The 15,295-nt window shown below is 41.0% G+C and carries 8 protein-coding genes; 3 read left to right on the forward strand and 5 right to left on the reverse strand.

Translation table 11 applies throughout. From position 1 onward, the window contains the following. Positions 1–13: 13 nt before the first annotated feature. From KF872_02715 to KF872_02725, 3 genes are all read right to left on the reverse strand, one after another. Positions 14–1,477 carry a putative Ig domain-containing protein gene (locus KF872_02715; GenBank protein ID MBX2902443.1) on the reverse strand — a complete coding sequence of 488 codons (1,464 nt, stop codon included), beginning with the start codon at positions 1,475–1,477 and terminating at the stop codon, positions 14–16. Between the two features lie 74 nt (positions 1,478–1,551). After that, positions 1,552–3,243, reverse strand: a complete 1,692-nt coding sequence (locus tag KF872_02720; GenBank protein ID MBX2902444.1) for a T9SS type A sorting domain-containing protein — start codon at positions 3,241–3,243, stop codon at positions 1,552–1,554. 78 nt (positions 3,244–3,321) lie between these two features. Next, positions 3,322–4,305, reverse strand: coding sequence for an aldo/keto reductase (locus KF872_02725; protein MBX2902445.1), 984 nt, complete (start codon positions 4,303–4,305; stop codon positions 3,322–3,324). 207 nt (positions 4,306–4,512) lie between these two features. On the opposite strand from KF872_02725, the gene KF872_02730 reads away from it, so the two are divergent. Both KF872_02730 and KF872_02735 read left to right on the forward strand, forming a co-directional pair. After that, entirely contained in the window at positions 4,513–7,518 is a 3,006-nt protein-coding gene (locus KF872_02730) for a PCMD domain-containing protein (protein ID MBX2902446.1), read from the forward strand. Positions 7,519–7,699: 181 nt separating this feature from the next. Then, positions 7,700–9,100, forward strand: coding sequence for a hypothetical protein (locus KF872_02735; GenBank protein MBX2902447.1), 1,401 nt, complete (start codon positions 7,700–7,702; stop codon positions 9,098–9,100). Between the two features lie 5 nt (positions 9,101–9,105). Here KF872_02735 and KF872_02740 read toward each other — a convergent pair whose 3' ends face one another. Next, positions 9,106–10,572: a beta-N-acetylhexosaminidase gene (locus KF872_02740; GenBank protein MBX2902448.1), complete on the reverse strand. Its 1,467-nt coding sequence runs from the start codon at positions 10,570–10,572 to the stop codon at positions 9,106–9,108. 10 nt (positions 10,573–10,582) lie between these two features. Beyond that, a complete protein-coding gene (locus tag KF872_02745; protein ID MBX2902449.1) occupies positions 10,583–12,526 on the reverse strand; it encodes a KUP/HAK/KT family potassium transporter in 1,944 nt (647 codons plus the stop codon). A 240-nt stretch (positions 12,527–12,766) separates the two neighbouring features. Between KF872_02745 and KF872_02750 the strand changes: the two genes are divergently transcribed. Continuing rightward, positions 12,767–15,262, forward strand: a complete 2,496-nt coding sequence (locus KF872_02750) for a bifunctional UDP-N-acetylmuramoyl-tripeptide:D-alanyl-D-alanine ligase/alanine racemase (protein ID MBX2902450.1) — start codon at positions 12,767–12,769, stop codon at positions 15,260–15,262. Positions 15,263–15,295 lie beyond the last annotated feature (33 nt).

Raw genomic sequence — 15,295 nt, forward strand, 5'->3', positions numbered from 1 at the left:
GTAAATTGAAGTTTTATAGATGTTTTTTTATTACAATGGTTTGATAGGGTGCTAAAATAATTGGTTGCGAGAGATTTTGTTGTTCGCTAAAATTAAGAATGGCACGCGTGTTTGATTGCAATTCTTTTTGGATGGTTTCCGGTACGGTAAGTTTTTTTGTTTTGTTTCCGGTATTGAAGAATGCATAGGCTGCACCATCGGAAAGTTCTTTTTTGTAAATCCAAATTCCATTTTTCTTTGATACTAAAGTGGCTTGCTTGCCTGCAACATCTTGGTTTAAAGCAATTAAATTGGAATGGAGCAGTATGTTTTGCGTGGCGGTATTCATTTTGCGTAAATCGCAACTGGTGAGGAGTGGAGCGTTGAGCATGCACCAAATGGCAAAATGGCTTTCGTATTGCGTATCGGTAAGTCCTTTAAATTTTCCTTTTGCCGAAGTGGCATTGCCGGTGCCGTAGTTGCCTACAATAAGCATATCGGGATCGTTCCATGCACCAGGAGCAGCGTATTTTTCTAAGCCTATTTGGTGACGCAGGATTTGCATAACGCCATATTGCCAAAAGTGAGTTCCTCCCCATTTGTCGAAAATATCGGGTGTAGTACGCCAATAGCTGCCTTGGGCTTGCGATGCCCATTTCCATGGTTTGCGAAGTCCCCATTCGCATACGCTAAATACAATGCTTCTGCCACTTTTTTTGAGTGCTTCTCCCATTTTTGTATAGCGTTTTATGGCTTCTTTTTGCGACCAAGGTGCAAAGCAGTAATCGTATTTTAGCAAATCTATACCCCATTCGGCATAGGTGGCAGCATCTATTTCTTCAAAACCGTAGCTGCCAAATTCTTTACCGCAGGTATATTCGGCAGCACAAGAATATATGCCGAGTTTCAGGCCTTTGCTGTGAACATAATCGGCAACGTATTTCATGCCGTGCGGGAATTTTTTTTCATCTACTTTGGGTTTGCCGTTGGGCTCTCTTTGGTCTGCATGCCAATAGTCATCAATGTTGATGTATTCGTAGCCGGCATCGCGCATTCCGGTGCTTACCATAGCATCGGCTATTTCCATAACTATATTTTCATCTACATCTTGGGCAAACACGTTCCAACTATTCCAACCCATAGGTGGCGTTAGGGCTAATTTTTCTCCAATGTTTAATTCTATTGTTTGTGTGGTGGTGCCATTTTTATCGGTAGCGGCAACTTTTACCTTGTAAATGCCTTTTTGGGGTGCTGTGCCTGAAATAATACCTGTGTTGCTATCTAGTTGTAAGCCGTTGGGCAGACTTTGCGCATGAAAAATGATTGGCTTTTCGCCTGTGGCGGCAATGGTATGTATAAATGGAGTGGAGGGATAACTGCCAATTATTTTTGGTCCGTGGAAAACAGGCTGAGCTGTTGCAGAGGTGTACAAGAGTGTGTATAGTGGCAGCAAGAATAGGAGTCTGATATATTTCAACTGAATTACGAATAATTTCATACAGAAGTAATTAGTGCAATAAAAAAAGCCCAACACATTTGGTTGGGCTTCAAAAGTAATTTTTTGCTGTGGGTTTACTGTGTTACCACAAATTTTTTGCTTACAGAACTTCCGTTGGCAGCTACGTTTGCAAAGTAAATGCCTTTAGAAAGATTAGCAGGCAATTGGTAGCTGTTGCTGCCTATTTCGGTAACGCCATTAAAGAGTGTTGCAATTTGTTTTCCGGCAATATCGGTAATGGTAACAGTTGTTTGCACACTTTCTTTAGCTTCAACCAATACCACACTTTCTGATGATGCCGGGTTTGGAAGTACGGCTACTGTAGCAATTTTATCGGCAATAGCACTTACTCCCACCGTGCCCTGCGGTAATTGGTTGGTGTACATGTAGTAATACAAAAGCATTTCATCTTCGGTAGTAAAGCCAAATCGAATAACATTGCTGCTGGTATTATTAAATATTGCTTTTGCACGCAAGCCGTTTTTCATATCTACTAGATAAAAATTGGGCCAATATTTTATTGGTGGGTGATCCCAAAGGTATTGTCCCATGTCGTAGTTCATTTTATAGTTCCAAAAGCCTTCGTAAAGCTGGGTGCCAAGTTTATTTGGTTTGGTTTTGTCGTACTCAAATAAATCGTAATCTATACCAAACTTATGGGTGTGAGAATTAAACATCCACAAGTAGCGTAATTCATTTTTGCCATTGTCGGGGTCGTTCATATAGCGGGTTACAGCTCCTGAATTTGCAGGTAAAAATCCGGCATTGCCTCCACTGCCAAGTTCGCCAAGTGTAACGCTGTTTACGAGTTTACTTTTCATTTCAATAGTATTTGGCTGGCGCTGGTTGTAATAAATATTGAAATAAAAATCGCAAGGTAAAACATGCTGGTTGCCATAGTTTTTAATGTGGTAGTTTAAATCGAGCCATGCTTTTTGATTCCAAAAGAGAGCAGTTCCTTGAGGCAAATCAATTTCTTCATCATCTTGCCAAGCTCCGGTTAAGAGTTTATTGCCATCAAAAGAGGTTACTCCGCCAGTAAGGCTTACTACTCTAATGCCATCGGGTTCTTTGGCGGCACTGGCAGAATCTATGTATTTGAATAGTAGAAAGTGGTGGCTTTCGTTGTTCATAAAGCCATCTATTTTGGTTATTTCAGCTAAATACGGAAGGTTTAGTTCGTATTTTAGAAGCATTTCGAATTCTTGAGCGGGACCGGATTTAGGTAAAAATATAGGGCCACAACGCACTCTTTTTCCGGCTCCATTGGCTGGTTTAGCCGGTTTTTGTAAAAAGTTGTAGTAGGGGTCATCGTAGTATTGGTTAATAACAGATGTATCAACGGTTTTGCCGGTTTTTTTAGCTCCGTTCATAATCCATTGGCGGATAAGCTCCAATTCTTTTTTAGAAAGCCCTTGTCCGTTGATATCTAACATGATGTCGCCTTCGCCTTGCTCTAAATCTAAATCGGAATCGAAGTCTTTAGATGCTTTGCGCAACAAGAAACTCTCGTACGGTTGGTTAACAAAAACCAAGCGATCTAACTTTGCTTTTGCCGTGCTATTTTCCGGAGTTTGGTTTAAAATGGAAGTGTACACATCGCTTTCGCTTCCATCAAACTTCAATGTTTCTGACGAAGAAGCGCTGTGGCACGTATTGTTAGAACATTTAGTGTTTAAAATATGATGTACCTGGGTAAAAGTGTTTTGGGCACTGAGTGTTGCGGCTGATATAATGCCTGCCGCCAGCAGGTAAACCTGTTTCATTTTGAACGTTGTTGTTTTCTTTTTTAGATGAAGGTTACGAATGTAAAAAAATATTTACAAAAGGTTAAAAGTTGAAAACTAATATTCCGTGAGTAGGGGTTTGTTGCCTACAATGGATTCAATTTGTTCTAATACGGTAGGTGTAAGTTGTGGTAGCGCTTGAAAGCATTGAATGTTTTCTTGCAGTTGCTGCACTTTACTGGCACCTAAAATAATACTGCTAACATTGGGGTTTTTAAGGCACCAAGCCAGTGATAGGTGGGTGAGCGAAATACCAATTTCGTTGGCAAGATTATAGAGTTGCAGCACCTTCTCTAACTTTTCGGTGTTGCCCAAGGCTTTTTCTTTTTGCACGTGCATGCTGTCTAAATTCAGGCGTGTATCGGAGCGTTGTAAATTATTTATGTATTTACCGGTAAGCAATCCCGCTGCTAGTGGACTCCAAATGGTAGTTCCCAATCCAAAGGTTTTGAACAGCGGCAGGTAGTTTTTCTCGAGGTTTTCGCGGTGGAAAAGGTTGTATTGTGGTTGTTCCATAGTGGGGCCAATAAGTTTATAGCGCTCTGCCCAATAATGAGCTTCGGTAATTTGCTGGGCCGTCCATTCGCTGGTGCCCCAGTAGAGTATTTTTCCTTGCCTTATTAAATCATTCATTACCCAAACAGTTTCGGCAATGGGCGTGTGTATATCGGGGCGGTGGCAAAAAAATAAATCGAGGTATTCTACTTGCAAGCGCTTTAGTGCAGCATGGCATGCTTCTACAACATGTTTGCGCATTAAGCCTTTTTGGTTGGGTAGCTGGCCGCCCCAAAAAACTTTGCTGGAAACGAGGTAGGTGCTTCTATCCCAATTGAGTTGGCGAAGGATGTTGCCCATTACAATTTCACTCTTTCCGTTGGCATAGGTTTCGGCATTGTCGAAAAAATTGATGCCGGCTTCGTAGGCGGTTATCATCAATTCTTTAGCAACATCATCGCTTATCTGTTGCCCAAAAGTTACCCATGTGCCGAATGAAAGTGCACTTATTTGCAGGCCGCTATTGCCCAGTCTTCTATATTCCATTGTTTGTTTTTTTTGAATGCAGCGAATGCTAACAAACGTAATATCATTTTAATTGTTGAAAACTTAAAAAGCGTTGAATTGTTCATTTTTATTCGATTTTGAGGCTAAAATGAAGGTTTGGACGCGTCCATTTTTTCAACAATGGACTTTTTTCACCGGATGGCATACATATAAAGTTCAACTTTGCAGCCACAAAATAAAATCAGCATGGTAAAGAAATTTACAACCTTTTTATTGGCTTTTTCTGCATGGATAGGCGTAGCCGCCCAAACAACCGTTGTGAACGGTTCTATGGAAAGTTGGGATAGCCCCAGCTCTTCAAGTGCAGAACCCAGCAATTGGAATTCAGGAAAAACAGCAGGCGGCACTTGGGGCGGTTCGGTTCCCCAAACTTGCTGGCGCGATACCAGTACTTTAAACGGAGGTGCCTATTGTGCCAAGTTGGTTTCGGGAATTGTATTGGGTAATGTGGCAAATGGCGCGCTTACTACAGGCCGGCTAATGGCAAAAACTACTTCTAAGGCAGAAGGATATATAGAAACAGTAACCAATAACTCCAGTTTTAATATGCCATTTATTGGCAAACCCGATAGCTTTGTTTTTTGGTATAGGTATGCACCTCAAGGCTCAGATTATCCTAGGGTAGAAGCGAGATTACACGAAAGTACTTGCCAGGTTCCCGAAATTCCGGTGGGCAATAATCACCCGTTAGATACTAATAATATTGTTGCCAGAGCACTTTGGACAGGTTCTAATGCAGCACAAACAGGATGGGTAAGGGTTGCCGTTCCTTTTGTATATAGAAAAAGTACTACTCCGCAATATATTTTAATTACAAGTACGCCTAGTGGCGATGCTACCGGAGGAACACAAGGAAGTACAGTTTGGTTAGATGAGTTTTCAGTTATTTACAACCCTACACTGGCACTTTCGGGCAGCAAAAACTATGGTACATTTTATGTTTCTGCTTCGGTGGGTGCATCGGTAAGTGTTCCATATACAGCTTCAGGCTCATACAATGCTGGCAATACTTTTACAGCACAGTTGAGCAATGCTGCAGGCAGTTTTGCTTCGCCTGTAAGTTTGGGCACTTTGGCAGGTGTGGCTTCGGGAACCATAAACGGCACTATTCCTGCAGGTACAGCAGCCGGAAGTGGCTATAAAATTCGGGTGGTTTCAAGTAGTCCGGCAGTGAAATCAGATACAGGCACCGCCACCATTGTGTTGGTTGCAACTTCGGTAGCGCCAAGCACAGTACAAACAATTGCGGTGACTGCCAATGGTAATCAACTTTCGGTTACGGAAACCGCAGGAGCTGCTTCGCGCGAGTGGAAGTACACTACTACTTCCGGTAGCAATTATCAATCGTTTGCAGTGGCAAGTACTGCTACGCAGCATACTCCTAATTTTGCTTCGGCAGGAACCTATTACATAGTATGCGAAACTACCTATCCGGGTGGTACTGTAGTGCGCAGCAATGAAGTGCAAGTGAACGTAGTGAGCAACAGTATAGCTCCGGCTTCGCCTCAAAGTTTATTAACCAATGCTGCTGGAAATGTATTAACCGTTACCGAATCGGCCGCTGCCACTTCGCGCGAGTGGAAATATACTACTACTTCCGGCAGTAACTATCAATCGTTTGGAACTGCCCAAACAGGAACTACTTATACTCCGCAATTTGCCTCTTCAGGTAATTATTATGTGGTGTGCCAAAGCGTGATAAGCGGAGTTACCGTTACTAGTAACGAAGTTCAAATTTCGGTGAATAGTGTTACGTTGGCTATTACATCTGTGAGTGGTTTTCCAATAGATTTTAGCCCTAACGCCCCCAATAAAAATGTAGCAGTTGTTTATACCGTTACAGGAGGCAGTTTTAATTCAGGCAATGTGTTTACCGCAGAGTTGAGCGATGCTAATGGAAGTTTCAACAATCCTGTAACCATTGGAAGTGTTACTGCTACCACAGGAGGTACTATCAATGCAGTTGTTGCTAATACTACACCAAGCGGGCTTCAATACCGCATACGCGTAGTGGGCAGCAATCCTGCGGTTTTCGGAAACGATAATGGTACCGATTTGCAAATTGATCAGTTTGCAAACTCTGTATCTTCTGCGGCTAAGCAAACTATACAGTACAATACAAGTGGAAACTTATTGGCTGTAACCGAATCGCAGAATGCAACTTCGCGTAAGTGGAAATTTGGTAACACTGCTTCGGGGCCATTTCAATCATTTACACCAGCAGTAACTGGCGCAAGCTATATGCCTAATTTTGCTTTGCCGGGAACTTATTTTGTGGTATGTACATCGTTTAACCAATATGGCGATTCTGTTACATCAAATGCGGTGGAAATAGAAGTAACCAATGGTTCGCAACTGGTTACTACTGCTGTGAACAATGCACCGTTTTATGTTTCGCCTAAGGCTACTGCAAGTGGAACGGTTACTTTTACTTCCGATATTATTTTTGGGCAAAACAATGAGTTTACGGCAGAGCTTTCAGATGCTGCCGGTAGTTTTGCTAATGCGGTGGCAGTAGGTACTTTAAGCGGAACCACTGTAGCACCTATTGCAATTACAATTCCTAACAACACAACAGGTGGAAACGGCTACAAAATTCGTGTGGTTTCGAGTAATCCTGTGGCAACCGGAACACCCGGTACTGCATTTGCCGTTATTCCTTTTGAGGTAACAATAACGCCCAGCGATACGCAACATGCAGTAGTGAATGTTGCTGCGCCTACACTTACAGCCAATGAAACACACACTGCCGTTTCGCGTGAGTGGTTGGTGTCTTTCATCGGAGGTTCTTTCTATAATTCTTTTAGTCCTAAAGAAACCGGAGCAACTGTAAACCCGGTGTTTTTGGGAGCGGGAACTGCTTATGTGATTTGCCGTTCGGTTAATGCGAGCAACGATACTGTTCAGTCTGCCGAAGTGGTTTATTTGGTAGAAGAGCCTAATGCTATTCACGATGCTTTGATGGTAAAAATGAGCGCTTGGTTCAATACTGAAAACTTAAATGTAGATTGGAGTGGTATAGAAGATGCTTCGCTAAAATTATTCAATACGGCAGGAGCCGAAGTATTACATATTGCCAACATTACTGCTGGTTTAAATAAGGTTGAATGCGCCTCGTTACCTCAAGGCATATATGTGTTGCAGGTAATTTCTATGGGCAAAACCCGTCAGGTAAAATTGCTAAAGAACTAAGTTCGTTTCATCCATTGGAACTTGGTATGCTTATCCCGAAGTGCCGTTACAGGTTGCTTCGGGATTTTTTTTGAGGAGTGGTTTACACTTAAAAACTTTGGAATTCAAATTGAAAAATGTTGCAATACTTTTTTTTGAAAACAATTGTAGCCGATTAACTTCACCTGATATTCTTTAGAAAATGAAACACATATCATTTGTATTATTACTGAGTTTGTTTGGGTTGGGCGCTTGTAAAAAAGATAAATTTAATCCTGCCGATTCGCCCATTAAAACAGCGCAAACAACTCCTTGGCCCGAATGGATTTTTAAGCATTGGGTTTGGGAAGATGAAGGTACGCAACAAAGCGCCCAACAGTTGGTAGATGATTACTTGGCAAATGATATTCCGGTAGGTGCAATTATAGTTGATAGTCCGTGGGAAACAGGCTATAATACTTTTTCGTGGGACAAAACATTGTATCCCGATCCCAAAGGAATGGTGGATTATTTTCACTCTAAAGGGGTGCGTATGTTTCTTTGGATTACCGGTGTAATAAATGTAGATGCACAACCTATGTATAGCGAGGCTGCTGCAAAAGGCTATTTCTTAACTAAAAGTGCGGCAGACACCACACCATTTGTTGCCAGTTGGTGGAAAGGAAATGGAAGCCCCATAGATTTTTACAATCCGGAGGCTGTAAATTGGTGGAAAGGAAAAGTGGATTCAATATTGGCAATTGGTATTGATGGTTGGAAAGTAGATGGCTCTGATTTTAATATGCTATTTGGCAAGAATCCCTATTCGCGCGGGTTGGGCGCTGTTCCGAGCAGGATAGATTATTCACGGAAGTATTACAATTTCTTTCACGATTATACCCGAGAGCGTTTAGGTATAGACAGGGTAAATACCACACGGCCTGTAGATACTTATCTAGGCTTGCAGGGTGTACAACTTTCTAATGCCGAAAATTTTTCTTTCAGCGATAAGGCAAATTGCTGGGCAGGTTGGGTTGGCGATCAAGACCCAGATTACAATGGCTTAAAAGTAGCATTGGATAATATGTATTTAAGCGCAGGCTATGGTTATTTATCGTTTGGCTCCGATATTGGCGGCTACCGCTCCGATGGTTCTTTGCCGCTCGGAAGAACAGAGGATATTTTTATTAGATGGGCACAGTTTGGTGCATTTTGCTCTATTATGGAAAATGGTGGAGGTGGAGAGCACCGCCCGTGGAAGTTTAGTGCTACTGCATTAAATGTATATAGAAAATTTGCTAAGCTACACCATGCTATGATTCCTTATTTGCAAAGCACTGCTGATAGTGCATGGCGTTACAAAAAATCTATGTACACGTTTTTAGATAGAACTACTTACCGCTATCAATTAGGGAAAGATGTGTTTGTGCAGCCAATTATGCAGGTTCCGGCAAATAATGTTACAATTCAGTTGCCGCCAGACGGTCGTTGGGTTTATTTGTTCGACAATACAAAAGTATATGATGGCGGTACTTCGGTAGCGCTAACTTTTCCTTACGAGGAGTTTCCTGTTTTTGTGCGCGAAGGAACAGCCGTTTTGGAATTGTTGAAGAAGGAATTGTAGCAGATTTACTGCGGATTCAATAGCAGTTGTAGGCGTCTTTCAAAGTCTTTAAAATCTTTTTGGTGGCTCCACAGCGCTTCGCTTATGGCAGCTAAACGCGGCATTATTTGATGCAAAAGTTGCTGCTCGGTAGCAATGTGTTCTGTCCATACGGCAGCTTCGCCACCAATAATAAACTGCCTTGCCTGTGGTGAAAGATGTTTGCTGTATGGCGTAAAACAATAAGTTTTTTTAAGCGGAGTGTACACCATCCATTTACCATTCTTTTTATCTTGAATGTTTTGCGGATAATCGAAATAGCAATATAAACGCGGTGCCATAATTGCTTGCTTTCCCAACTTGGTAGCTTTATTTCCTGCGGCTTTGCTCTTCCAACTCATAACTACTACACTATCGGAAACATAACCACGCATTACTTCGCCCCATGCTATTATTCTTTTCCCTTTTTGAGTAAGGTGTTTTTCAATTTCTTGAATTATGTAAGCATGTACTGCGGTGTAATTTTTCAGTTTTTTTTCTTGCATAAGTTGCTGCACGAATAGACTCTGCTGCCATTGGGTTTTAGGAACCTCATCGCCACCGATATGAATAAATTTAGATGGGAAAATTTCACATACTTCGTTTAATACATTCTTGAAAAATTGAAGCGTAGAATCGGTTGGGCAAAGTATATCGTTTTTTATGCCCCAAGTATTTGGAACTTCAATAGCGTTTCGATGGCAACTTAAAAATGGATATGCTGCGATTGCTGCAGAGGCGTGCCCGGGCATTTCAATTTCCGGTATAATTTCTACACCGTTTAGCGTAGCGTAGGATACAATTTCTCTAAGATCATCTTGTGTAAAAAAGCCACCGTAGTTGCTGCCATCTTTCTCTTTTCGCCAAGCACCAATTTGGGTAAGGAGCGGGTATTGTTTTATTTCAATACGCCAACCTTGGTCATCGGTTAAATGGAGGTGCAGCGTATTCATCTTTAAAGAAGCCAACAAGGCAATGTATTGCTTCACAATTGTTTTGTTGAAGAAATGGCGACTTACATCCAAGTGCATGGCGCGGTATGGGAAAAGTGGCTTGTCTATTACTTCGCAGCCGATAAAGGTGTTGTTTTTTGAATTGAAATTTTGCAGCAATGTGTGTAGCGCATACAGTTGAGCGGCTTTACAGGAGGCTGAAATAAAAACGGTATCTGCTGTAACTTTAAGCCAATAGCTCTGGCTGTTTGAATCGGTGGATTGCAGGGAGAAGAGAATTACTCTTTTAGTGTTTTCGCCACGCGGTAGTATGTGCGTAATAGCTTCTATTTTTTGTTGGATAAAAAAACTCTCATCATAGCCTACAATGCTTACTTGTTCATTAAGTAAAAATGATGTGTTGTTTTCTTTGTACGAAAGTGGCGCAGGAATAATGGCGTGTTGGGTTTTTGCAACTTTTGCAAAGAATACAAGAACAGAGAGCCATGCCAAAATGCGCATAAGCAGTGGATTAGCGGATACGTTCTAATTGAATTACACTAGATGGGGCAATTTTTATAGGTACCATTTCTTCTTCCATATTGGTAACATCTAACCCAAAATCTTCGGCAGTGCTTAGCGAAATAGATTTAATGAAGCGATAGCTTCTTACAATAAATTGCTCGTAAGGCGAAAGATTGTCATCGCTGGCTACATGTGAGTTGAGTAGTATAAATTTAAAATCGGCCGGGAAGCCGTATTTACGTAAACTCGGATAGTGGCTAACGGCATCTACTTCACCGCTTTTTACCATGTCTTCTACAATTTTAGAAAACATAAGATTAACCTTATGCTCTATTTTAAAGCCAAATTTAAGCCCAATAAAAAAGCAGCGTTTGGGAATAAGTGTATCTACAAAATAGGTAACGCCATAAGGCTCATTGGTAATATCAACATGCACAAACCAATAAGTATCGGCACGTTTAGGACGCTTTCTAAAAATGGAATAAATAATGTTTGAATCTATATGGCTCTTGTCGTTGGCCATAGCCATATATACCAAGTTATTGGCCTCTTTAGGTAAACTATCGTCTTGCATTAAATCTTTTAGCATTGGGATGTAGTTTTTTATTTCTACAAACTCCGTATGTTTTTTACGCAGTAAGCGTGCTTGGTACAATACCCACATTACCAAAAAGAGTGCAGCGGCAATCATTACGGCAAACCAGCCTCCGTGGTAAAATTTAATAAGATTAGAAGTGAAGAAGGCTCCTTCTAACGGTAAGAAAATTAAAGGAATTCCAACTACCAACCACAATGCTCTGCGTTGAACACGCATAAGGTAGGTAAGCAATATGGTAGTCATAAGCATGTCAATGGTAATTGCAAGTCCGTAGGCGGCTTCCATGTTGGAAGACTCTCGGAATAACAGCACTACTACAATACAGCCGGCAAGCAAAAACCAGTTCATAAAAGGCAAATACATTTGCCCTTGGTGCGTGGTAGGATAAAGTACTTTTAAATTAGGCCATAGTTTTAGCTTCATAGCTTCATTTACCAACGAGAAAGTGCCCGAAATTAAAGCCTGGCTGGCTGTAATGGTGGCAAGTGTGGTAATGGTAATTCCAATAGGAATAAACCATTTGGGCATGAGGGCATAAAATGGGCTTGAGCCGCTATACATACTTCCTTCTTGCGTAATTAAAATAAGTGCGCCTTGCCCAAAATAGCATAGCAGCAAACAGGTAAGCACAAAGCCCCACGAAACTCTTATGTTTTGTTTACCACAATGACCCAAATCGCTGTAGAGCGCTTCGCCTCCGGTAGTACATAAAAACACGGCTCCCAAAAACCAAAAACCTCCAGGATAATGCGTAAGTAAATTAATGGCATAATATGGGTTGAGTGCTTCTATAATTTGCGGATACTTTACAATTTGAATGATGCCGAGTATGCCAATCATACTAAACCAAATAAGCATTACCGGTCCAAAAATGCCACCCACTACTTTAGTGCCGAATTGCTGAAAAACAAAAAGCCCAATAAGTATAATAATAACAATAGGAACGGTTGGAATATCGGGATTAATTAAGCGCAAGCCCTCAATTGCCGAAGAAATAGTGATAGGCGGTGTAATAAAACCATCGGCAATCATGGTGGCACAGCCAATTATAGCAGGAATAATAGTCCATTTTACTTTGTATCTGCGCACCAATGCATATAGCGCAAAAATGCCACCTTCGCCTTTGTTGTCGGCATTTAGTGCTAACCAAACATACTTTACAGTAGTAAGCAGTATGAGCGTCCATACAACACAACTCATGCTCCCCAATACTAATTCTTTGGTAATTTGATGTCCGCTGTAAATAGCGTTGAGTACGTAAATGGGCGAAGTGCCAATGTCGCCAAAAATAATCCCTAAAGTAATTAGAACTCCTGCTGCTGAAAGGGCGTGGTGCCTATTGTCAGATGACATGTATGTATTTTTATTGTTTAGCTGCAACTATGTAAATACAAATGTATATTCTACAATGAATATGTATGTCGGAAAGACTTAAAAAATCTATCCACAGTTTGTTTAGTAATACAATTTGTAGGTGTAAGTAAATAGTGCGGGGGTGCTAAGTCAAGCAATTACAGTTGTTTTTTTATGAAAAATTGAAAGTATTGAGCATGTATTTTTTATTTCCAATTAGCTTGTTTACGTTTGGCATCTATGCTCTCTATTGCTCAAATTGTTGCCGTTACAAAGGCAAAAGTCCTCCAACAAGGTGCTTCTGAAACTGAAATAAAATATTTAATAACCGATAGCCGTAAAATAGTTTCGGCACAAGATTCATTATTTTTTGCCATTGCGGGAACACGCTTAGATGGACACGAATACATATCGGAGCTGTATGCAAAAGGCGTGAGGGTATTTGTGGTAAGCAAAAAAGTAGAAGTAGAACCGTTTGAGCAAGCGCATTTTTTGCAAGTAAAAGACGTGGTGGAAGCATTGCAAAAAATAGCAGCTTACCATCGGTTAAAGTTCGAGTATCCGGTAGTTGGCATTACAGGCAGTAATGGAAAAACCATTGTAAAGGAATGGCTCTATCAATTACTGCACCCCAATTTTAATATAGTGCGCAGCCCCAAGAGTTTCAATTCTCAAATTGGCGTTCCGCTTTCGCTCTGGCAAATGAGTAACAGCCACAATTTGGCACTTATAGAAGCGGGTATTTCGGAGCCGGGCGAAATGGATAAACTCGAAAAAATAATAAAGCCCAACATTGGCGTATTTACCAATATTGGCGATGCTCACAGCGAAGGATTTTTAAATAAAAGGCATAAAACAAAAGAGAAGTTAAAGTTGTTTATGCACAGCAATGTTTTGGTGTATTGTAAAGACCATGCCGAAGTAAATGCTGCTATTGCCGAAGTGAATGCGTTAAACAATGGCATCAAAACTTTTTCGTGGAGCATACATTCCGATGCCGATTTAAAAGTTACCAGTGTATTGCATGCCAAGCATTCCACCTTTATTTCGTGCTATTACAACAAACGCAATTTCGATTTTGAAATTCCTTTTTCCGATAAAGCATCTGTGGAAAATGCACTGCACTGCGCTGCCGTAATGCTGTTGCTCGAAGTAGATATGGATGCCATTGCAGAGCGCATGAAGAAACTCACGCGTATTTCTATGCGCTTGGAAATGAAGGAAGGAATCAACAACTGCCAAATAGTAAACGATAGCTACAATTCAGATATTGGCTCTTTAAAAATTGCAGTAGATTTTTTGAATCAGCAAACACAGCAACCCAAGCACACACTTATTCTTTCCGATATTTTGCAAAGTGGCGAAGGTGAGTTTGAACTTTATGAGCAAGTAGCCAAGCTTATTTCAGAATCAAAAATTACCAGATTTATTGGTGTAGGTACAGCGCTTACAAGGCAGCGGAAATTGTTTGAAAAAAATCCTGAAGTGCAGACGGCATTTTATGCCAATACAGAAATGTTTTTGAAGTCCTTCGATATGTCTCTTTTTCAACACGAAATAATTCTATTAAAGGCCGCCCGAAAATTTCGCTTTGAGGTAATATCGAAACTGCTTGAAAAGAAGGCACACGAAACAGTACTTGAAATTAACCTGAATGCACTCTCGCATAATTTAAAAGCCTACCAAAGTGTATTGAAGAAAGGTACAAAGGTAATGTGCATGGTAAAAGCTTTTGCCTATGGCAGTGGTAGCTACGAAGTTGCCAATGTGCTGCAATTTAGCAGGGTAGATTATTTGGCTGTGGCATATACCGATGAGGGAATTGAGTTGCGTAGAAATGGCATTACACTTCCCATGATGGTAATGAATCCCGAGCAGCGAAGTTTTGAATCTATGATGCTGCACAAGCTTGAGCCGGATTTGTATAACCATCGAATTTTCGATACATTTTTAGAAACGTTGGAACTGGTTCAATCTAAGAGTAGCGAGCCTTTTCCTGTGCACATTGAGTTAGAAACAGGTATGAATCGGTTGGGTTTTAATGAAGATGAAATTGAATTGCTGCTCCACAAACTGAGTACACAAAAGCAGTTGAGAGTGGCTTCAATATTTTCGCACTTAGCTGCTAGCGAAAACCCGGATGAAGATGCGTTTACAAAGCAGCAAATAGAGCGCTTTAAAAAGAATGCGGGAAGAATAGTTGCAGCACTTCCATATAAGCCATTGCTGCATATTTTGAATTCGAGTGGCATAAGCCGCCACACTGCAGCACAGTTTGATATGGTGCGCTTGGGAATTGGCTTGTATGGTGTTGATGAAAATGCTACAATGCAAAAAAAGCTAATGCCTGTAAGTACACTAAAAACAACTATTTCACAAATAAAGCATTTAAAGAAAGGAGAATCTGTTGGCTATGGAAGAACAGAAAAGGCAACACAAGATATAACTATTGCTACTGTTGCCATTGGTTATGCCGATGGATTGAGCCGCAAATTGGGAAATGGCAACTACGCCATGTTGGTGAGTGGGAAACTAGCACCCGTAATTGGAAGGATTTGTATGGATATGGCTATGTTGAATATTACAGATATTCCGGAGGCACAGGAAGGCGATGAAGTAATTGTGTTTGGCGCTGCACTCCCTGTTCAGCAGATGGCAGCAGCTGCACAAACTATTCCGTACGAGATTTTTACCGGTATATCACAGCGCGTAAAACGCGTGTATTTTCAAGAGTAGTTTTATTGGTTAGTTAGTTTTTTTACGTTTGTA

This window comes from Chitinophagales bacterium (genome assembly GCA_019638515.1).
Taxonomy (GTDB): Bacteria; Bacteroidota; Bacteroidia; order Chitinophagales; family LD1; genus UBA7692.

What these genes read in the sequence shown, in the direction of transcription:
- KF872_02735 (MBX2902447.1), top strand. Translation starts at nt 7,700, where the DNA reads ATGAAACACATATCATTTGTATTATTACTGAGTTTGTTTGGGTTGGGC.
- KF872_02725 (MBX2902445.1), bottom strand. Translation starts at nt 4,305, where the DNA reads ATGGAATATAGAAGACTGGGCAATAGCGGCCTGCAAATAAGTGCACTT.
- KF872_02720 (MBX2902444.1), bottom strand. Translation starts at nt 3,243, where the DNA reads ATGAAACAGGTTTACCTGCTGGCGGCAGGCATTATATCAGCCGCAACA.
- KF872_02715 (MBX2902443.1), bottom strand. Translation starts at nt 1,477, where the DNA reads ATGAAATTATTCGTAATTCAGTTGAAATATATCAGACTCCTATTCTTG.
- KF872_02750 (MBX2902450.1), top strand. Translation starts at nt 12,767, where the DNA reads ATGCTCTCTATTGCTCAAATTGTTGCCGTTACAAAGGCAAAAGTCCTC.
- KF872_02740 (MBX2902448.1), bottom strand. Translation starts at nt 10,572, where the DNA reads ATGCGCATTTTGGCATGGCTCTCTGTTCTTGTATTCTTTGCAAAAGTT.
- KF872_02745 (MBX2902449.1), bottom strand. Translation starts at nt 12,526, where the DNA reads ATGTCATCTGACAATAGGCACCACGCCCTTTCAGCAGCAGGAGTTCTA.
- KF872_02730 (MBX2902446.1), top strand. Translation starts at nt 4,513, where the DNA reads ATGGTAAAGAAATTTACAACCTTTTTATTGGCTTTTTCTGCATGGATA.